This window comes from Shewanella woodyi ATCC 51908 (assembly GCF_000019525.1).
Lineage (GTDB): Bacteria > Pseudomonadota > Gammaproteobacteria > Enterobacterales > Shewanellaceae > Shewanella > Shewanella woodyi.
The window spans coordinates 5,133,153-5,153,395 of record NC_010506.1; the positions used below are offsets into that span (position 1 = coordinate 5,133,153).

Sequence of the window (20,243 nt, forward strand, 5' to 3'; positions counted from 1 at the left end):
ATCTATTTACCTTGTTTTGCTTCTTCATTGAAGAAGAGTTCTAAATCATATAAATCAATTAATTTCGAAAGTTGCTCAGAGGCAGAAGTGAAACTCAAGCTCCGCTTTTCCGCTCTCGCAACACTCATCAGCTCTAAAATAAACGCAATTCCTGCGCTGTCACTGTATGAGAGTTCAGAGAGATCAATAACCTCAACCTCTCTATTTAACAGCGACTTTCTGCGCAGCCACAATGCCGGTATCTCCTCCTGAGACAAACGGCCACTGATATGACAAATCGAGCCCTGTTGAGTAAACTCAGCCACTTAGGCCTTCTTATCCGCAGATCCGCGATGGATAGACACCTTAGTGCGCTCATCAAGTTCAGCAATCACAGCATCAATCCCTTTTTGACGGATAAGATTGGAGATCTCTGAGCTTTTTGAGGCAAGTAAACTCACACCTTCAGCCACCAGATCAAATGCTTTCCAACTATCATCCTTAAGACGACGAACCCGGAACTGCAATTTAATGGGAGGGCGACCCGCATCAATGATCTGCACATCCACACTGACCATCTTCTCTTTGCTGAAATCTGCAGCTCGTGCAAAACTCACCTTTTGATCTGTATACTCAGTAAAAGCCTGAGCATACGTAGAGATGAGGTAGCCTTTAAACGCTTCAACAAAACGTTCACGCTGCTCTTTTGTTGTCTTTCTTAGATACGTACCCATCACCTTATAAGACGCATACTTAGTGTCGATATAAGGCATCAACTCGTCCGATACTATCACCTTAAGGTGGTCAGGGTTGGTCTCAATAATGGCAAAGTCATGATGAAATCTGTCAAAAGTATTATTGGCAACGGTTTCCACCATAACATAGGGATCCATGGTGTTCACCTCGACCTCCTGACTATGAGCGGTCGCGCTAAAAACCAGCAAAAATAGTGAAGCTGTGAGCTTGAAAATTTGATTAAACATTCTCATTCCTTAATCCTTTGACGCACTATACAAAAACTGGCCAATTAACTCCTCTAGCACTAGTGCAGAGTGAGTATCATCGATGCGATCACCATCGACTAACATGGCTATATCATCATCGATAAAGCCAGGGGTCAGGCCTAAAAACTGCTCTCCTAATAAACCCGAAGTCAAAATAGACAAACTACTGGTTTCAGGGAACTGATTAAACCTCTTATCCATAGAGAGTTTAACCACGGGCACAAGCTCAGTCGGGTCGAGATTAATCTCACTCACACGCCCAACGACGACGCCACCGACCTTGACAGGAGAGCGTACTTTTAGCCCGCCTATGTTGCTAAATTTAGCGTATAGGGTGTAATTACTGCCATTGGCTTTCACTTCTACATTGGCGACATTGAACACCAAAACTAAAAATGCAGCTAAACCAGACAGAATAAACAGACCCACTAATATTTCGATTTTACGCGTTAACATACTCTTATTTCCATTCTCTTATTGCGCATATTATTCAAGAATAATCTGCCAATGTTCATCCATTAACGACCAAACATCAGTGCGGTAAGCAGGAAGTCCAGTGCTAACACAGCCAGACTAGACTGAACTACGGTTTGCGTTGTTGCCTTGCTGATCCCTTCAGGATTAGGGATCACCTGATAACCGCGGTATAGCGCAATCCAGGTCACCACCACCGCAAACACTAAACTTTTAATTAAACAATTTACAATATCTTGTCGCCACTCAACAGACGCCTGCAAAATAGACCAGAAACTACCACTGTCTATCCCCTTCCACTCGACACCCACGATATGACCACCATATATCCCCACCGCAGTGAAGATAAGGGCTAACAGAGGAAGGCTTACCACCCCGGCCCAAAACCTTGGGGCGATGATCTGTCTTAAGGGATCTATTGCCATCATCTCAAGACTGGAAAGCTGCTCAGTGCTCTTCATCAAACCTATCTCAGCGGTCAATGCTGAACCTGCTCTTCCAGCAAACAAGAGGGCTGTCACTACAGGCCCTAACTCACGCAGCAGACTCAACGCCACCATGGGCCCTAAGCTCTCTTCGGTGCCAAAGCCCACAAGAATATTATACCCTTGCAACGCCAATACCATGCCGATAAAAAGCCCCGACACAAATATCAGCACCATAGATTGCACGCCGACAACGTACAGTTGTTTAACGAACAGGGGAAAACCTTTGGCTCTAGGTTTACGGGCTATCGCCCCCCACAACATTAACCCTGCGCTTCCAAATCCAATCACCAGCTCAATTGCTGCTCTTCCCAAATTGGCAACTCTATCTAGCAAGTTCATCGTTAAACCCCACCATCATCAAGGTGGAAAAACTTACTAACCACATATTCAATATCATCATGCTAGCCTATCAGCTCCTTTTGATAATCTTCAGCAGGAAAATGAAAAGGAACAGGCCCATCCGGCTCACCGCCAATAAACTGTTTTAACTGTGCCATATCAGAGGCTTTAAGCTCTGCGGGAGTTCCCTGTGCAATCACACGCTTATCTGCCATAACATAAACGTAATCGGCAATACTAAGCACCTCCTGCACATCATGGGAGATCACAACTGAGGTCAACTGTAACGCCTCTGATAACTCACGGATCAGTTTAACCAGAACCCCCATAGAGATAGGATCTTGGCCTGCAAAAGGTTCATCATACATCACCATTTCAGGCTCAAGCGCTATCGCCCTTGCCAGTGCTGCACGTCGCTGCATACCACCTGATAACTCGTTGGGCATCATATTCGCAGTGCCACGTAGACCTACCGCTTCTAGTTTCATTAATACGATACGTTTGATGATCTCTTCCGGCAGTCCTGAGTGTTCCCGCAGTGCAAATGCGACATTATCAAAGACATTCATATCGGTAAACAGAGCCCCACTTTGAAACAGCATGCTCATACGTTTACGCAATGTAAACAGCTCCTCTCGACGACACTTATGCACATCGACACCATCAAACAATACATGCCCGATATCTGGCGTCAGCTGCCCGCCCATCAATTTGAGCAAGGTGGTCTTTCCAATACCACTTGGCCCCATGATAGCCGTCACCTTCCCTCTTGGAATAGACAGGCTGATATCGTCAAAAATTACATGCTCACCACGACTAAAACCCAAATTGTGGATCTCAACCAAAGGTTTTGGCTCAGCTAACACCTGATGATCCATAACGATTCCATCCACTAAAAGTGAGTTATCTGTCTCGATGAACAGATTAACGAAAGAAAAAGAGACAAATTGTACGTAATTGGACTATTAGGTACAACTGAATCAACACTATCTTGCCGCAATACTTTCAATTTTGTTCAATTCCAGCGAAAATGCGCGTCGGGCTCACTTACTGAAATGCAATTTAATGTTATTTAATATTTTCATGCTTATCGCCGGATTAGTCGCTCTAGTCTGGAGTGCTGACAAATTTGTCTATGGCGCTGCAGCTTTTGCCAGAAATCTTGGCCTCCCTCCTATGTTAATTGGATTAACCATCGTCGCCATGGGCAGCTCAGCCCCGGAGATGTTCGTCGCTGCGACCGCCTCGATGGAAGGGATGACAGATACCGCAATTGGAAATGTTTTAGGCTCAAATGTTGCAAATATCACACTGATTTTAGGGATCACCGCCCTACTTGGTGCCATTGCTGTTAGCTCGCAAACGTTAATGCGAGAGATCCCCTTGATGATTATTGCCACCGTTATCGCTGGCTACTTCCTCCATGACGGTATGCTGACCCGTATAGAGGGCTTTATGCTATTAGGCCTCTTCTTTATGTTGATGGGCTACTTTATCTGGCACGCCGTCACGAATAAGAAAAAAGATGCATTGGAAGAAGAAGCTGACAGCGAGATCCCAACTGGTGTTCCCACATCCAGAGCAATACTCTGGCTTATTGTCGGTATTGTACTTCTACCACTCTCAGCAGACTGGATGGTACAAGGGGCTGTTGGTATTGCCAAAGCCTACCACCTGTCAGACCTAGTCATAGGCTTAACGATTATTGCTATTGGTACCAGCCTACCTGAACTGGCAGCATGTGTTGCGGGCGTAATGAAAAAAGAGGATGATCTGGCAATAGGGAATATCGTAGGCTCAAACCTATTCAATATTTTAGCTGTATTAGCCATTCCGGGAATAATTGCTCCCGGCGCCGTTGATGCAGCCGCCAGTAGTCGTGATTTTTATATGGTACTGGCTACCAGCAGTGCACTTGCTGTATTTATATTATTAAGTGGCCGAGCAAGAGCATTAAAACGCTGGCATGGTGTAGTACTACTATGCACCTTTATCGCCTATCAGTTAATCCTGTTTCAGGCTTAACGAAACTGGTTTTCAGAAATTAAGTCGTCGACAGATTGATTAAGCAAAATCTAACGACACAGAGCCTTGATTAAATAGAGAGAGCAAGATGGTAGATGTAACTCAACTTCGCCAATGGGGCAGAACTGTTATCGACATCGAGCGCAACGCACTCGATAACCTTTACCAGTACGTCGACTCGGAAGAGTTCACCCAAGCCTGTAAGCTAATTCTTAACTGTACAGGTAAAGTTATCGTAATGGGCATGGGTAAATCAGGTCATATCGGTAACAAGATCTCTGCAACATTAGCCAGCACTGGTACCCCAGCCTTCTTTGTTCACCCTGGAGAGGCGAGCCACGGAGATCTCGGCGTTCTCAGTGAAAATGATATTATCTTAGCCATATCAAACTCAGGTGAAGCCAGTGAGATACTCACCTTAATGCCTGTCATTAAACGCATGGGATTGCCAGTTATCGCTTGTACGGGAAACCCTGATTCAAATATGGCTAAACTCTCTGTTGTGCATCTGTGTATAGAGGTGCCAGAAGAGGCGTGTCCATTAGGGTTAGCACCAACATCGAGCACCACAGCAACCTTAGTCATGGGCGATGCCTTAGCCGTTGCGCTTTTGCAAGCTAGAGGCTTTACCAAAGATGATTTTGCCCTCTCTCATCCCGGTGGTAGCTTAGGACGTAAGCTGCTACTTAAGGTCAGTGATGTGATGCATAAAGGCAAAGATCTGCCCTCGGTAAACCATGATATCTGCATCACTGAAGCCCTCTATGAGATCTCTAAAAAAAGCTTAGGTATGACAGCTGTCGTCGATGAGGCAAATAAACTGGTAGGTATCTTTACCGATGGCGACCTAAGACGCGTTATCGACAGTGAAGTCAATCTTCGCACCACCTCTATCAGTGATGTAATGTCTAAAGGGTGCGTCACTGTTTCTGCCGACATTTTAGCGGCTGCTGCACTGAAAGTGATGGAAGATAAAGATATTAATGGTTTGATCGTTATCGATGATCAGCAGCATCCAATAGGTGCCTTAAACATGTTAGATATGGTCAAGGCTGGCGTTATCTAATATTAGGGATTGCTCCCTTTTTACCAATTTAGGCCAACTTAATGAGTTGGCATAGCAATTAGCCCTTCGATGAACAAACGGCTAGCGCGATAATGGAGATACTGTATGTCACACCAAGGTTTTTACGGTCCAATAGAGGATACTGTTTGGCAAAAGGCCAGTAAGATCAAGCTTCTAATATGTGATGTAGATGGAGTATTCTCCGACGGTTTAGTCTATATGAGTAACACGGGCGATGAACTTAAAACCTTCCATACCCGTGACGGTTACGGCGTCAGATCTCTGCTCACCAGTGATATTCCTGTCGCCATTATTACCGGCAGAAAATCTAAGATTGTCGAAGATCGCATGACAGCCCTAGGGATCACCCATATCTATCAAGGCGTCGATGACAAACTGACTCCCTATCAGGAGCTACTCTCTTTATACAAGGTAACGCCAGAAGAGGTCGCATATATCGGCGATGATATGGTTGACCTACCAGTGATGAAACAGGTTGGTTTATCGGTATGTGTTGCTGACGGCCATCCTTATGTTCAGCAAGGTGCCGATTTTGTTACTCATATCAAGGGAGGCCACGGCGCCCTACGTGAGTTGACAGATCTACTGCTTCTTAGCCAGAATAAGTTCGAAACGGCTCATGGAATGAGTATATGAATAGAGTCACCCTCGCCATTATCGCCTTCTTTGGTACCGCACTTCTGCTCTACTGGCAGGTGCAATCCAAACGAGGAGATGAGGGGTTAGCTGTCGATGTTAGCGCCCGACCCGATTATATTGCTGATAACCTAAAAAGTGTTGAATACAATGAACTTGGCTTAGTTAATAGCCGGGTTAGTGCTAAACATATGGAGCATTATGAAGAGGATAATATGACCTACTTCACCGAGCCTATCTATCTGGTGTACCCTGAGCAAGGCGAGGCTCAGTGGCAGCTACAATCGACCAAAGGCACCATGAATAAAAATTCAGGAAAAGTCATACTCGAAAACAATGTTATCATCAACGCCATAAACAGCAATGAGCCGATACAGTCGATCAAAACAAGCTATCTTGAGTTGGATCTCAATACCATGATCATGACATCCGATGACAATATCTATATCACAGGTAGCGACTTTATTATTGAAGGGGTTGGTCTATATGCCGACCTCAACGCTGAAAACGTAAAATTAACCAGTCAGGTTAATGGCACCTACTCAGCACACTAGTTAACGTCAACGCAAAATGGGTAAACATTTGGTTGATTAGCATTGACATTTTTTATGTCAAATTGAAGGGATATATGAAGCAAAATACAGGCATCATCACAGCACTACTCTGCTTAATAAGCTTTAGTAGTGTGGCAAAAGTCGATGATCTAAAACAAGAAGTTAAAATCTCTGCAGCAAGTCAGGAAGCAGATATTAAAAATAACCAGATCATCTTTAATGGCCCAGTTGAAGTCGTTCAGGGCTCAGTTAAAATCAATGCCGATAAGCTTAGAGCCTTTACCAAAGAGGGGTCTAACGGACGTATCTTAGTCGCTACGGGGAATCCAGCAACTTACTCACAGATAATGGAAGATGGCCGTCCAGCCAACGCCAGCGCAAAAGAGATCCGCTACGAGTTATCAAAACGCACTCTTATTCTGAAGGGTAATGCGACGCTTGAGCAAGATGGTAGCCAAGTTACAGGTAATCAGATTCAATATAACATTGAAAAGCAGCAGCTTATTGCTGAAAGTACAGGTAGCGAAAGGGTCATCACCATTATCCAACCTGAAAATTACCAGGATGAGTCTAAGCCTAAAACAGATAGCAACAAAGAGACTCAACCTGAAACAAAGCCAGAGATACCTGTAGAACCTGCAGTTAACGCTCAGGAGATCGAATGAGTTCTTTGACGTTAAAGGCTGTAAACCTAGCCAAAAGTTATAAAAGTCGCGCCGTAGTACAGGACGTGAGCCTCAGTGTAAAAACAGGTCAGATTGTTGGCTTACTCGGCCCCAATGGTGCAGGAAAAACCACCACCTTTTATATGGTCGTGGGCTTAGTACAAAGTGATAAAGGTCGTATCTTTATCGATAGTGACGATCTCACATTAGATCCCATGCATCTACGCGCCCGTAAAGGGATAGGTTACCTGCCCCAAGAGGCCAGTATCTTCAGAAAGCTCTCAGTGCGCGATAATATTATGGCCGTTCTCCAGACCCGTGATGAGCTAGATAAAAATGCTCGTGAGGAGCAGCTTGAACATCTGCTGGAGGAGTTCCACATTACCCATATCAGAGATAGCCAAGGGATGTCGCTGTCAGGTGGTGAGCGTAGACGTGTTGAGATAGCTAGAGCACTGGCTGCAAACCCTAAATTTATCCTGCTTGATGAGCCCTTTGCAGGTGTCGATCCTATCTCGGTTATCGACATCAAAAAGATCATTTTACAGCTCAAAAGTCGTGGTCTTGGTGTCTTGATCACTGACCATAACGTGCGGGAAACATTGGATGTTTGTGAGCATGCCTATATTGTAAGTCATGGAAACTTAATCGCTGAAGGTACACCCGCTGAAATCTTAGACAATCAGCAAGTGCGAGCTGTGTACTTAGGTGAACAATTCAAGCTATAGTTAATCTAGAGGAGCAGTTCTCCTCTAATTTAGAAATTCTACAGCATCGTTATGATTCATTCTTATGAAGTCAATTGAGGGAGCAAAGACTCCCCAAATAGCTCCAACAGGCTTTCTCATTTTATAAGTACAAAGTAGGGAATAGCAGTACATGAAAGCGTCACTCCAGCTCAAAATGGGTCAGCACTTAACCATGACTCCCCAGCTTCAACAGGCGATACGTCTGCTGCAGCTGTCGTCACTGGAACTGCAACAGGAGATCCAACAAGCATTAGATTCCAATCCATTACTGGAGTTGGACGAAGAGCAAGTTGATGCTAACGCTGACAATAGCGATGTCAAAAACAACAGCGAAACAGACTTCAGTGCTTCTGTCGAGAAAGAGGCCGATAAAGACAGCTCGTCACTAGAAACATCCGACGCACTGAATCAAGATTCCATGCCTGAAGACCTTCCTGTCGACACCACTTGGGATGAGGTCTACACCGCAACACCAAACTCAAGCTCTGGCGCGATGCGAGATGATGACCTTCCCTTCCAAGGCGAAACCTGTGAAGGTCTATATGAGCACCTAGAGTGGCAAAAAAACTTAACCCCATTTTCTGATAATGACTTAGCCATCGCGACAGCCATTATTGATGCGATCGATGAGCGTGGCTACCTCACGCAAAGTACCGATGATATCTTAGAAGCCATGGGCGATCCTGAGATAGAGCTCGATGAAGTTGAAGCGGTGCTTAAGCGTGTTCAGCACTTTGATCCTATCGGTGTTGCAGCCCGTGACCTCAGTGAATGCCTGTTTATACAGCTAGCTCAATATGCCAACACAACACCTCATATCGACAATGCCCGATTACTGATTAAAGAGCACCTTGATCTAATTGCAGGCCGTGACTTCCGCCTCTTAATGCGTAAAACCAAACTTAAAGAGGATGATTTAAGGCAAGCCATTGAACTGATTCAAACCCTAAATCCACGTCCTGGACTGGCCATCAACCCAAGTCGGGATGAGTATGTTATTCCAGATGTCACTGTGATTAAAAAGAAAGGGCGCTGGATTGTTGAACTCAACCCAGACTACATGCCAAAAATTAATGTGAATCAGCATTACGCTTCCATGGCTCGCAGCACGAAAAACCAAGCTGACAGTCAATTTATCCGTGGGCATTTGCAGGAAGCTAAGTGGTTTATCAAGAGCTTAGAGAGTCGTAACGATACTCTTTTAAAGGTCTCAAATTGCATCGTCAAGTTTCAACAAGGCTTCTTCGAATATGGTGAAGAGGCGATGAAACCTATGGTGCTAAATGACATAGCTGAAGAAGTTGAGATGCATGAATCGACCATCTCCCGTGTCACAACCCAAAAATATATGCATACCCCAAGAGGCATATTTGAGCTGAAATATTTCTTCTCCAGCCATGTGGGTACCGACGATGGCGGTGAGTGTTCATCAACAGCTATCCGCGCCTTCATTAAAAAGTTAGTGGCGGCAGAGAACCAACAAAAGCCTCTCAGTGATAGCAAGATGGCCCTTCTTCTTGCAGAGCAGGGCATTAAGGTGGCGAGACGAACCATAGCCAAGTACCGTGAGGCCATGTTGATCCCGCCATCGAATCAAAGAAAGAGTTTATAAGATATTTGAAAAGTGAATATATTGAGGTTGGTCATTGTGACGTAAAGTCTGTAAGTTCACGACATGCTAGATCCTGAATATAGAAGTGAGCTGGATATATATCCACACAGGATGCGGTGTTTCGAAGTAGCTTGAATATTTAAATGCAGTGTAAACCTCAAATCAGCGAGCGCGTTTTTAACACAAACGAATCTGAAGGAGTATCTCTATGCAAATAAACGTAACAGGTCATCACATCGAAATTACCACATCGCTACGCCAATATATTGAAGAAAAGTTTTCAAAGCTTGAACGACATTTCGATCAGATCAATAATGTGCACGTTATTTTGAATGTTCAAAAAATGCAGCAGAAAGCAGAAGCCAAACTCCATCTTGCTGGAGGTGAGGTTTTCGCCGCGTCACAACATGCGGATATGTATGCAGCAATAGACTCCCTGATTGACAAGCTCGACCGTCAGGTAATTAAACATAAAGAGAAGCAAACAAAACACTAACGATGGAATTAAGCACCATCCTGCAGCCGGAGTGCACAACTTGCGCCACTCCGGGCAGTAAGAAAAAGGTACTGGAACTTATCAGCGATCTTGCCGCTGTCCAGTACCCAAGCCTTTCCTCTCAAGAGATTTTTGAAAGTCTTTTAGCTAGAGAGAAAATGGGCAGCACAGGTATAGGTAACGGTATAGCGATTCCACATGGAAGGTTAACCAATATTAGTCAGCCCGTTGCGGTACTCATTAAGTGCGAAGAGCCTATCTCTTTCGACTCAATTGATAAACAGCCGGTCGATATACTATTTGCACTATTAGTTCCAGCTGATCAATGTGAACAGCACTTAAGCACCCTGTCGGCGATGGCAGAGAAGCTTAATGACAAGCTAATTTTAAAGCAGTTACGAAAAACACAAGACGAGTCAGAACTTTATCAGGTGATCACCCAATGAAACTGGTTATGGTATCCGGTCGTTCCGGATCAGGAAAATCTGTCGCCCTCAGGGTTTTAGAGGATCTCGGATACTATTGTGTCGACAATCTTCCTCTGCCTCTTATGGATACGCTATTGGAACAACTCAAAGATAGCACAGAGCTTGTTGCTATCAGTGTTGATGTCCGTAATATGCATGAGACAGAACTAGATAAACAGCTTTCAAACCTACCTGAAGGGACTGAGCTACTAAGCTTTTTCCTAAATTCAAGCGACGAAGTTCTCCTCAAGCGTTACAGCGAAACCCGTCGTCTCCACCCTCTTTCGAGAAGTAAAACTTCACTTAAAGAAGCGATAGATCATGAGCGGATACTGCTAGAGCCAGTCTCTAAACTCGTTGATCACTATATCGACACCTCTAATCTCAATATTTACGATCTTAGTAATCAGGTCAGAGAGATATTATTAGGTAGTGTAGATAAAGAGCTAGTCATTAACTTCGAATCTTTCGGTTTCAAACATGGCATGCCAGCAGAGGCAGATTTTATGTTTGATGTTAGGTTCTTACCAAATCCTCATTGGGAGCCAGAGCTTAGGCCGATGACAGGCTTGGATGAACCCGTTCAGCTTTTCCTTAGTCAGCAACCCACTGTCAATAAGTTTATCTGGCAAATAGAGAACTTGTTAGAGACCTGGCTACCGCACCTTGAGCGCAATAACCGTAGCTATCTAACAATCGCTATAGGTTGCACTGGTGGGCAACACAGATCTGTCTATGTCACAGAGCAGCTTGCTAAGCTGTTTAGTCAAAGCAAACACACAGTACAGGCTCGCCATCGCGAATTAAGCAATGACTAAATTAGAACGCCAAGTTACCATATGTAATAAGCTTGGACTCCACGCCCGCGCCGCGACTAAACTAGCCGTTCTAGCATCGGAATTCGACGCTAAAGTCACGATTGTACAAGGGGAGAAACAAGCTTCTGCAGCGAGTGTGCTGGGCTTGTTGATGCTGGAAACCGGAATAGGGAAAACCATTACCCTGCTCGGTGAGGGCCAAGATGCCTCTGCAGCACTAGATGCCATCTGCGCTCTAGTTGATGCAAAATTTGATGAAGCAAGTTAAACCTTACCACTAAGCTATCCCAGATATTTCTTATCAACACCGTGGTCTGTATTTAACCCAAAATACAGACAGCTTCATAGGGGGCCTGTTATGCCAATTGAAGTATTAGATAATGAGCTTACCGATCAGCGGTTAAACCAGTTAACACAAGCCCTTAGCAGTGGCATGTTTGTTCATGTCAGAAATATGCTCCATGATATGGCAGCCTCTGATATCGCCTTTATATTAGAGTCATCCCCACCTAGAACCCGTCAGGTTTTATGGCAACTGATCGATCAGGATCAAACCGGTGAGATCCTCGATGAACTTGGTGAAGAGCTTAAAGATAATCTCATCAAACAGATGAGCCCTGAGCGCGTTGCAAAAGCGGCTGAAGGGATGGACACCGATGACCTCGCTTATATATTGAGAAGCCTACCTGATAGTGTATTTAAGCAAGTGCTTCACTCCATGCGAAGTCAAGATAGAGCTAGAGTCGAACAAGCCCTAGCCTACCCCGATGACACCGCAGGCAGTATCATGAATACCGATACCGTCACCCTACGTCCCGACGTAAATATCGATGTTATCCTGCGTTACTTAAGAATACGAGGTAAGCTTCCGGAAGCCACAGATACTCTGTATGTGGTCGATAAACACGACCGCTTACTCGGCGGCGTCGAGATAGCCGACCTACTGACCTGCGATCCTAACTCATCGATACGAGATATTATGGATGCTGAACTGGAGGGTATTCCGGTCGGCATGTCAGATAATGAAGTTGCGCAGCTTTTCGAACGACACGATTGGATTTCAGCACCAGTTATCGGTGAAGATAACCAGCTCCTTGGCCGTATCACCATCGATGATGTTGTCGACGTTATTCGAGAAAATGCCGAGCACTCCATGATGGGGATGGCAGGTATGGATGATGATGCCGACACCTTTGGTCCAGTGCTAAAGAGTACTCTTCAACGCTCCCTTTGGCTAACCATCAATCTGTTTGCAGCCCTACTAGCGGCTTCTGTCAGTAACATGTTTGAAGGCACTTTAGAGCAGTTTGCCACCATAGCGATTTTGATGACTATTGTTCCCAGCATGGGTGGCGTAGCTGGAAATCAAACCTTAGCGCTTGTGATACGTGGCATCGCACTTGGCCAGATAGGACAAAGTAACTCCCGCTGGCTAATAGGTAAAGAGCTGGCCATCGGCTTCCTTAATGGACTGCTTTGGTCTGTGCTCGTCTTTGCAGCCATCTGGCTCTGGAAAGGCGATCTCGCATTAGGTGGACTCATTGGAGGGGCCATGTTGATCAATATGACAGTAGCTGGCCTCGCGGGTGCCTGTATCCCATTACTACTGAAGAGAATGAATATTGACCCAGCACTAGCTGGCGGTATGGTACTTACCACTGTCACAGACGTCATCGGCCTATTTGCCTTTCTCGGGCTCGCGACATTCTTCCTACTGAACTAATACCAGTCAGTATAAGAAGTTGATCTACTCAGAGTGTCTTTTGGCAAACTAATTCAAGGCGAATGGATGATGGAATGGTTGTTCCCTTGTGAGTTCATTCAACGAAGAAGTAGACAGCCAAAAACACTCCTTACAGGCGAGTTTTAGCGGTGCTGATCCTGCGTTAACGAGCTTAACCGTAGAATAACTATGCTCTTCACTCGTTGCAAGCCACATGGATGTGGTGAATGTCATTAATGCAGGAACAATTAAGGACCTTGCCTCAGAACCGCTAAACTCTCGCTGAGCGATCAAATCTTTATACTGATTGGTATAATACTTCGCAGAGAAAAAGGGAGCCATTGGCTCCCTTATGCTAAGCAGCAATACCAATCAGTAACTAGCGCAGTGGCGCATCGAAGCCATATTTAGCCAAAATATTTTGCCCCGGTTGAGACAGAATAAACATGGCAAATTCAGTGGAGTTCACGTTGGCTCCCTCTAGGATAGTTAAACCATAGTTAGCCCCAACAGATAGCGCTTGTGGGATCTGTACGATCTGCAAGGTAGGTAGCTCCTTTTGTGCCAGCACAGCATTGGTGCAGTAAGTTAAAAAAATATCGGCACGTCTATTTTCCATTACCCAGCCATAGGGGTTTCTCCCCTTAGGCGCTACCGCTGTGTTTGCACCACCAGTTAACTTTATCGCCTTATGCTCCAGCTTCTGTGTCGCCCCAAGTTGTACTTTATCGGCTCTACCAAATAAGGCCCAAGCATAATCACCAGCGGGATCCGCTTTAGGGGTGGAGATCCCCACCTTGATTGAATCTTGCAACATCTTCTCTAGCAATGAATCACTCGCAACATCGACTTCTGGCTGTGCAATGGCACATAGCTTGTTGCGCGCAAACATAACCACAGAACCACTTTTATCCGATGCATGTAACGTTTGAGGATGCTTCATATTAGCTGAAGCAAATAGATCGACTCTCTCCCCTTCTTCGATACGTTTACGCAAGAGTCCAGATGGGGCAAACTCAGCATTAACAGTCTCACTCTCCAGCTGTTGATATTCACTCACTATCTCTGCCATTGCCGCCTTTAAACTACCAGCAGCTCTGAGCTCTAACGGCGTTGAATTGGCCATAAATGGCAGAGTTAATACCGCGACAGCTATCCACTTTTTCATCTTATTATTCCAGCAAAATAAACCTATAGGGCCTATCAAGCCATAGCTCACACTCAGTCTCAATAGGCATAAAATGATGTTTATAACACTTGAGACATGAGTCTTACGTTTCAAGGCTTAGCTGGACAAATTGTCTAAGTTTATTCATATCAAAAACAAAAATGGCCTCCGAAAGGAAGCCATTTATAGACAAGGATAATACCGACCAATATAAGATGAAATTAAGAGAGTGGGCTCAAAATAATTTCAACACGGCGATTCTCCGCACGTCCCTCTTTAGTGGCATTTGATGCAATCGGTCTCTCTTCACCCATACCATCAGATTTCACTCTGACATACTCAACTTTCTGAGAAACAAGGTAATCAGCAACCTCAACAGCACGTACTTTAGAGAGCCGTAAGTTATAAGATTCAGAGCCTGAGCTATCGGTGAAGCCAAGCACATTCAAACGCGTCTTGTCATACTCTTTCGCCACTAATGCCACACTGTTTAGTACTCTCTTAGCACCCGCACTCAAGTGTGTCTCATCAACCCCAAAGGTAACTTCATTAGGCATATTTAAGATAATATTGTCGCCACTGCGAGTCACACTCACACCAGTCGATTGTAGCTGCTTTCTTAGCTCTGCTTCCTGAGTATCCATGTAGTAACCGATACCGCCACCTAGTGCAGCTCCAGAAGCAGCACCAATTAACGCACCTTTACCTCGATCACTCTTACTCGATGATGCAACACCAATCGCAGCACCCGCAATAGCACCTATAATGGCACCATTTGTTGCCTTAGCATTTTGTGATTCATTGGTATAAGGGTTCGTCGTTTGGCAACCAGTTAACGCTACCAATGAACAAGCTAGTACTGCTTTTACTGCAAAAAACTTCTTCAAACTCTGCATCTTTACTCCAAGCCTGTTTATGTAGATTCTCAAAAACATTCATAGACACAGAGACAGCGCTCTATGACTAAAAAAATTAAGCGAGCATTGTCTCATATCAAGACACTATTTCCAGTAATAACTCATACATAAGTCAGTTAATGGCGAAACACCAAAAGGTTAGATCCCAGCCAGTTCACAACCAGCCCTGACAATACACCTAACGCCAGATAAACGGGACCGGTGAGTCCACTTGGCTCTCTCAATTCACTCAATAGATAAAACACGCTGAGATTAACGCAAGCTGCACAGCATGCAAGCAGAGCCGCCATCAAAACTTGTGTGCCGATTGGTCGCCTCTTGCGATGGGAGAAGGTAAATAACCGATTCCCTATCCAAGTGAGCAGTAGAGCGACACAAAATGCCATCAATCTTGCGTGGGAAATTGGCCAATGAAGCACTTGGGAAAGATAGAGAAACAGTAATATATCGACAACAAAACTTCCTCCTCCCACCAATAAAAACTTCAGTTGAGTCAAAGTGAACGCCCCTTTAACTCTGACAACAAGCCCACCTACTTGCCACATAGTAGTAGACTCTTTTCAGTGGTTTCTGCAGCTGTTATGCACTCAGAAAACAGCGTTAAATCATGCAAGTGCTCACGACTAACTATGACATAGAGAGGAACTTTCATAACTTGATCCAGCTCCTGTTCCCCTTGTAATAGTTCAGCTTTACCCTGACTGTAAAAACGAGATGAGAAACGGCTATTAAGCCAGTAATAGGTGGCAATGTCCTGTGCTCTTTGCGCCAGCAACCACTTATCACTCTTCTCTTTTGCTGGGCCTAAATTCAGTATAATGACGGCTAAAAGTAGCAAGCCACTGACGCCAAGCGCTATGGCTTGCAGTTTAGGTATTGTCTCACCGCGCCATGCATAAACCAGTAACAGCCCCATACCGGGGATCCCAGGTAACACATAGGCGGGTAAAATATTGCCAGCAAAGGTAAACAGGATAAGTGGTGATAACATCCAGCAGATAAAGAACTTAGTCGCTTCATCAAAGCCCCTTTCCCTTCGCCAAAGGCGCCATAGCGCTCTAGGAATAAACAGGGACCATGGCAACGCCGATACAGCAAAAAATAACCAGATAGTCCCTCTCACCTCATCATGAGCAGAGCCATAAAGGTCTCCCTGCCAACCACTATCAACAAACCTTAACCAATGCTCTCCGACAATGAAGTAGTGCAAAAAGCCTGGAGTTGCTTGCTCAGCCAGTAGAAACCAAGGCAAGCTGAGCAACAATAGGAGAGAGAAGCCGCTCAATAGTGGCACCTTGGTATAGAGTAATCTCCATGGTTTAATCAGACCATATTGCCAAATCAGCCAAGGTCCCACAGCTAGCACCATCAAAACCAGCACAACAGGTCCTTTTGCCAGCAGACCTATGGCTAACCCTACAAAGCCCAAATATCCCCACAGGTATTTTCCATGCCAGCACAGGTAAAAGCCAACCATAGCTAGAGTCATGCCTAAGGTCAGGGCCATATCCGTCATCACTGAGCCAGCGCTGACATAGAACACGATTGTTGTGGTCAGCAAAATAGCCAGTTGCAAGGCCGATACCTGAACCCTCTTGGCAAGATAACTGACCAAAATCAATACCGCCACAGCGGCCAACCAGTGAGGGAGGCGCACCGAAAACTCTGAAACACCAAGGAGTTTAATTCCCACCGCACTCATCCAAGTATGCAGCGGTGGCTTGCCCCAAAAGGGCACCCCGTAATCAAACTGAGGGGTCAGCCAGTTGCCTGTATCCACCATCAATCTGGCCATTTCGCCATACCTTGCCTCAGTCGTATCCATCAGAGGATAGAGAGAGAGTGATATCAAACGCACACACAAAATTATCAACAAGACAACAAAAGAGCAGTGAGTTAATGATAATGAACGCTGACTAATCATCCCATAGACTCCAGATAACGGACCTTATCTCCCGCCTCATTTTGGCTTCGGCTACCTTTGTGCTCCACCTCGCTGATAAGATAGATAGGCCTCTGTTTTACTTCCATAAACACCCTGCCTAAGTACTCACCAATCAATCCCAAAGCCAGTAGCTGAACACCAGCTAGCGCCACCTGAACAATCATCAATGAGGGATAGCCCACCACGGTCTCTCCCCATAACATCGTCTTTAAAAGTACCCAGCCACCATAGGTGAATGCCGATAGCGCGGTGAGTATTCCAGCCCAAGTGGCCAAACGCAGAGGCTTAATACTAAAAGAGGTGATGCCATCCATCGCCAATCCGACGAGTTTACTGTAGTTCCATTTCGTCTCTCCCAAATAACGAGGATCACGATCGAACAATATCTCCGTTTGAGAAAAACCTGGCCAACTCAATATCCCTTTCATAAATCGATTTCTTTCTGGCAGGGAGTTAATGCAGTCCACAACCTGACGACTGAGCAATCGAAAGTCCCCTACATTTTCAGGAACTGGAGACTCCGCCATCCCATTAATGATCCGATAGAAAGCGGCGGCAGAAAAACGCTTAAACCAAGACTCACCCAAACGCTTTTTCCGTTTCATATTGACCACATCAAAGCCTGAGCGCCATGCTTCAAGCATCTGTGGGATCAACTCAGGAGGATCTTGAAGATCCGCATCAAGCAAGATCACAGCTAATCCTCTGGCTTGCTCTAACCCAGCAGTCATCGCCGCCTCTTTGCCAAAGTTTCGACTTAAACGGATACACTGATGTTCACAGGAGTTAACGGGTAGCTGTTGCAGTAACTCCCAAGTGTTATCACAACTTCCATCATCGATGAACACAATCTCAGCAGACTCAGGAATACTTGATAACACTCGACTTAAACGAGCAATAAGAGGGGGAAGTACCTCGGCCTCATTGTAAACAGGGATAATAATGGAAAGACATATCTGACCATCACTTGGATTAATTGATTTTATCTGCGCCATGCTGACCACCTTCAAAAATTGAATCAGAGGTGAACATACAGCTGGCGATGTGAATTTCTTATCGTCGACATTTCTTCTACAAAACTATGTAATAATTGGTATCTAACGTTAAGCAGAGAAACAGATGGCATTAACACAACTACTTATTGTCGAAGATAACCCCGATGTCGCAGGTATTCTGGCTGACTTTTTTGAGTCTAAAGGAGCCGTGGTCGATTTTGCTACTAACGGTGAGCTCGGCTATAAACTCGCACTCGAAGGCAGTTTTGATCTGATTATTTTAGACCTGATGTTGCCCAAGATGGACGGATTAACTGTGGCTAAGCAACTTAGGCATATGGGGTGCAACACCCCAGTGCTGATGTTAACAGCACTCAATGATAAGCAAGATCTGCTAAAAGGCTTTGCCAGCGGCGCCGATGACTATCTGGCCAAACCCTTCGATTTGGACGAACTAAATGCTAGGGTAACCGCCTTAATTAACAGGCATCATGGCAAAGTCGCTCGAGGCGTACTTAAGTTTGGCTCACTAGAGCTCGATATCGCAAAGCATGAGGTTTACCGTAGCGGTAAAAAGCTCGCCCTCACGCCAACTTGCTACCAAATCTTGCACCATCTCATGCATAAGGCCCCCAATATCGTGAAGCGAGAGGAACTTATCGAGGCTTTATGGAGCGATACACCACCAAGTAATGACATTCTACGTAGCCATATGTATCAACTGCGCAACCAGTTAGATAAACCCTTTGATAGCCCGATACTAACCACAGTGCCTAAAATAGGGTTTAAACTTGAATTAACGAGCAACTGATGCCGACAGCACCGAGGAAAAAAAGCTCAGTCAACACCATGACGAGTAAGCTCAGTATCTACTTTGCTTTTATTGCAATAATCATTGGGGCGACTCTCTTCGTCTTAAGCCAAGCCATATTGTATTGGCTTGAAGATGAGCTAAATCGCAGAACGTTGCAACAAAGTGCCGAAACAGCCATTGTTCAATTTAAGCATCAAGCTAGCTCTCCGGTTATCATCACTAACAGCACTAAAGCTTACAACCGAATCGAAGATCTACCTCAAAAATACCACGCCCTAACTCAATACCCACTAGGGTTTCTCGACGAGATCCATGACGCAGGCTTTGAAGACCTCTTCTTTTACCACACTGAATATACCCATGACGGTAAACGCTATCCGCTACTGCTCATCATGGATGCCGAACATGTAGAGCTCTCCTCCACTGAGTGGCGCAATATCAATCTTGTCTCGATCATCGTTATGCTAGTGCTTTTTGTACTCTTTGGTTACGCAATCACTAAGCTTGCCCGCAGGTTAATAACGCCAGTAACCCAATTGAGTCAGCAGCTCAAATCTACCGATCCTAAAACCCATTTTTCGGTGCCTGATGATGCAGCCACAGAGTTTACTGAGCTGGCCTCTAGCCTTAACTATTACCGCTCTGAAAACGAACTCCTTATTCGGCAAGAGCAAGCATTTGCCAAATATGCCAGTCATGAATTAAGAACCCCATTAACCATCATTCAGGGTGCAACTAAGTTGCTTGAACTCGATGGTGATGCCAAGTTTCATTGCAGGCAAAGAGAGAGAATAGCCAAGGCCGCGACCGATATGAATCAGACAATTGAAGCGCTATTAAGTCTGGTAAAACATGAGCAGTCAGAGGATGCAAACTACCGGGTATTTGAGCAAACTGAGATAGAACAGATCATCGAATACCTTCAGCCTTTAGCCGATTCGAAATCAATAACGGTCAAACTTGTTGTGAATGCTGAGCCTAAGATCCAGCCCAGTAGGCCAGTAATGCGCATGTTACTGAGCAACCTTTTGAGTAACGCTATTAATGCCAGCGATCCTAGCTTAATCACTGTAGAGATAGATAACAGTGAGATCCGCGTACTAGATCAAGGATCAAAAGTGAGCGAGCAAAACAAACAGGAGGGGCATGGATTGGGACTGCTTATCGTCGACGCACTTTGCCAACGTTACAACTGGAGGTTCAGCTTAGTTTCCCGAGTGCCTAGTGGCAGCATCGCAAGCTTAAACTTTAAAAACCATCTATAGTAAAAGCAAAAAAGGCACTCTAT

The 20,243-nt window shown here is 45.1% G+C and carries 24 protein-coding genes; 14 read left to right on the forward strand and 10 right to left on the reverse strand.

All coding sequences use genetic code 11. The annotated features are described in order from the left end of the window. Positions 1-2: 2 nt before the first annotated feature. The 5 genes from SWOO_RS21690 to SWOO_RS21710 all read right to left on the reverse strand — a co-directional run bounded on the left by SWOO_RS21690 (position 3) and on the right by SWOO_RS21710 (position 3,162). Positions 3-305 carry an STAS domain-containing protein gene (locus tag SWOO_RS21690; RefSeq protein WP_012326812.1) on the reverse strand — a complete coding sequence of 101 codons (303 nt, stop codon included), beginning with the start codon at positions 303-305 and terminating at the stop codon, positions 3-5. Continuing rightward, on the reverse strand, positions 306-968 hold the full coding sequence (locus tag SWOO_RS21695) for an MlaC/ttg2D family ABC transporter substrate-binding protein (protein ID WP_012326813.1): 663 nt from the start codon (positions 966-968) through the stop codon (positions 306-308). It lies immediately after the preceding gene. Positions 969-971: 3 nt separating this feature from the next. Next, positions 972-1,439 carry an outer membrane lipid asymmetry maintenance protein MlaD gene (gene mlaD, locus SWOO_RS21700; protein ID WP_012326814.1) on the reverse strand — a complete coding sequence of 156 codons (468 nt, stop codon included), beginning with the start codon at positions 1,437-1,439 and terminating at the stop codon, positions 972-974. A 62-nt stretch (positions 1,440-1,501) separates the two neighbouring features. After that, a complete protein-coding gene (mlaE, locus tag SWOO_RS21705) occupies positions 1,502-2,284 on the reverse strand; it encodes a lipid asymmetry maintenance ABC transporter permease subunit MlaE (protein WP_012326815.1) in 783 nt (260 codons plus the stop codon). Positions 2,285-2,346: 62 nt separating this feature from the next. Next, on the reverse strand, positions 2,347-3,162 hold the full coding sequence (locus SWOO_RS21710; protein WP_012326816.1) for an ATP-binding cassette domain-containing protein: 816 nt from the start codon (positions 3,160-3,162) through the stop codon (positions 2,347-2,349). Positions 3,163-3,349: 187 nt separating this feature from the next. Between SWOO_RS21710 and SWOO_RS21715 the strand changes: the two genes are divergently transcribed. The 12 genes from SWOO_RS21715 (at position 3,350) to mgtE (ending at position 13,116) form a co-directional block, all read left to right on the forward strand. Beyond that, entirely contained in the window at positions 3,350-4,309 is a 960-nt protein-coding gene (locus SWOO_RS21715; protein ID WP_012326817.1) for a calcium/sodium antiporter, read from the forward strand. A gap of 88 nt (positions 4,310-4,397) precedes the next feature. After that, positions 4,398-5,375 carry a KpsF/GutQ family sugar-phosphate isomerase gene (locus tag SWOO_RS21720; RefSeq protein ID WP_012326818.1) on the forward strand — a complete coding sequence of 326 codons (978 nt, stop codon included), beginning with the start codon at positions 4,398-4,400 and terminating at the stop codon, positions 5,373-5,375. 105 nt (positions 5,376-5,480) lie between these two features. Further along, positions 5,481-6,032, forward strand: coding sequence for a 3-deoxy-manno-octulosonate-8-phosphatase KdsC (gene kdsC, locus SWOO_RS21725; RefSeq protein ID WP_012326819.1), 552 nt, complete (start codon positions 5,481-5,483; stop codon positions 6,030-6,032). Continuing rightward, positions 6,029-6,586: an LPS export ABC transporter periplasmic protein LptC gene (lptC, locus tag SWOO_RS21730; protein ID WP_012326820.1), complete on the forward strand. Its 558-nt coding sequence runs from the start codon at positions 6,029-6,031 to the stop codon at positions 6,584-6,586. Before kdsC ends, lptC begins: the two co-directional genes overlap by 4 nt. Positions 6,587-6,660: 74 nt before the next feature. Then, entirely contained in the window at positions 6,661-7,251 is a 591-nt protein-coding gene (gene lptA, locus SWOO_RS21735) for a lipopolysaccharide transport periplasmic protein LptA (RefSeq protein WP_012326821.1), read from the forward strand. Then, the gene (lptB, locus tag SWOO_RS21740; RefSeq protein ID WP_012326822.1) at positions 7,248-7,979 is read left to right on the forward strand and encodes an LPS export ABC transporter ATP-binding protein; all 732 of its coding nucleotides are present in this window, start codon (positions 7,248-7,250) and stop codon (positions 7,977-7,979) included. Before lptA ends, lptB begins: the two co-directional genes overlap by 4 nt. A gap of 151 nt (positions 7,980-8,130) precedes the next feature. Next, positions 8,131-9,612 carry an RNA polymerase factor sigma-54 gene (locus tag SWOO_RS21745; protein WP_012326823.1) on the forward strand — a complete coding sequence of 494 codons (1,482 nt, stop codon included), beginning with the start codon at positions 8,131-8,133 and terminating at the stop codon, positions 9,610-9,612. 208 nt (positions 9,613-9,820) lie between these two features. Then, on the forward strand, positions 9,821-10,108 hold the full coding sequence (gene hpf / locus SWOO_RS21750; RefSeq protein WP_012326824.1) for a ribosome hibernation promoting factor: 288 nt from the start codon (positions 9,821-9,823) through the stop codon (positions 10,106-10,108). 2 nt (positions 10,109-10,110) lie between these two features. Next, on the forward strand, positions 10,111-10,554 hold the full coding sequence (gene ptsN, locus SWOO_RS21755) for a PTS IIA-like nitrogen regulatory protein PtsN (RefSeq protein WP_012326825.1): 444 nt from the start codon (positions 10,111-10,113) through the stop codon (positions 10,552-10,554). Then, the gene (gene rapZ, locus SWOO_RS21760) at positions 10,551-11,393 is read left to right on the forward strand and encodes an RNase adapter RapZ (RefSeq protein WP_012326826.1); all 843 of its coding nucleotides are present in this window, start codon (positions 10,551-10,553) and stop codon (positions 11,391-11,393) included. The genes ptsN and rapZ overlap by 4 nt, the downstream gene beginning before the upstream one ends. Beyond that, positions 11,386-11,661, forward strand: a complete 276-nt coding sequence (locus tag SWOO_RS21765; RefSeq protein ID WP_012326827.1) for an HPr family phosphocarrier protein — start codon at positions 11,386-11,388, stop codon at positions 11,659-11,661. Before rapZ ends, SWOO_RS21765 begins: the two co-directional genes overlap by 8 nt. Before the next feature lie 90 nt (positions 11,662-11,751). Next, a complete protein-coding gene (gene mgtE / locus SWOO_RS21770) occupies positions 11,752-13,116 on the forward strand; it encodes a magnesium transporter (protein ID WP_012326828.1) in 1,365 nt (454 codons plus the stop codon). 379 nt (positions 13,117-13,495) lie between these two features. Here mgtE and SWOO_RS21780 read toward each other — a convergent pair whose 3' ends face one another. The 5 genes from SWOO_RS21780 to SWOO_RS21800 form a co-directional block, all read right to left on the reverse strand. Further along, positions 13,496-14,284 (reverse strand): molybdate ABC transporter substrate-binding protein, encoded by a 789-nt coding sequence (locus SWOO_RS21780; RefSeq protein ID WP_012326830.1) that lies wholly within the window; start codon positions 14,282-14,284, stop codon positions 13,496-13,498. Positions 14,285-14,505: 221 nt separating this feature from the next. Then, positions 14,506-15,180 carry an OmpA family protein gene (locus SWOO_RS21785; protein ID WP_012326831.1) on the reverse strand — a complete coding sequence of 225 codons (675 nt, stop codon included), beginning with the start codon at positions 15,178-15,180 and terminating at the stop codon, positions 14,506-14,508. Between the two features lie 137 nt (positions 15,181-15,317). After that, positions 15,318-15,746 carry a GtrA family protein gene (locus SWOO_RS21790; protein WP_012326832.1) on the reverse strand — a complete coding sequence of 143 codons (429 nt, stop codon included), beginning with the start codon at positions 15,744-15,746 and terminating at the stop codon, positions 15,318-15,320. After that, entirely contained in the window at positions 15,734-17,125 is a 1,392-nt protein-coding gene (locus SWOO_RS21795) for an ArnT family glycosyltransferase (protein WP_012326833.1), read from the reverse strand. The genes SWOO_RS21790 and SWOO_RS21795 overlap by 13 nt, the downstream gene beginning before the upstream one ends. Then, a complete protein-coding gene (locus tag SWOO_RS21800; RefSeq protein WP_012326834.1) occupies positions 17,122-18,141 on the reverse strand; it encodes a glycosyltransferase family 2 protein in 1,020 nt (339 codons plus the stop codon). The genes SWOO_RS21795 and SWOO_RS21800 overlap by 4 nt, the downstream gene beginning before the upstream one ends. Before the next feature lie 124 nt (positions 18,142-18,265). On the opposite strand from SWOO_RS21800, the gene SWOO_RS21805 reads away from it, so the two are divergent. Continuing rightward, positions 18,266-18,952 (forward strand): response regulator transcription factor, encoded by a 687-nt coding sequence (locus SWOO_RS21805; RefSeq protein ID WP_012326835.1) that lies wholly within the window; start codon positions 18,266-18,268, stop codon positions 18,950-18,952. Beyond that, positions 18,952-20,220, forward strand: coding sequence for a sensor histidine kinase (locus SWOO_RS21810; RefSeq protein ID WP_012326836.1), 1,269 nt, complete (start codon positions 18,952-18,954; stop codon positions 20,218-20,220). Before SWOO_RS21805 ends, SWOO_RS21810 begins: the two co-directional genes overlap by 1 nt. The last annotated feature ends 23 nt before the right edge of the window (positions 20,221-20,243 follow it).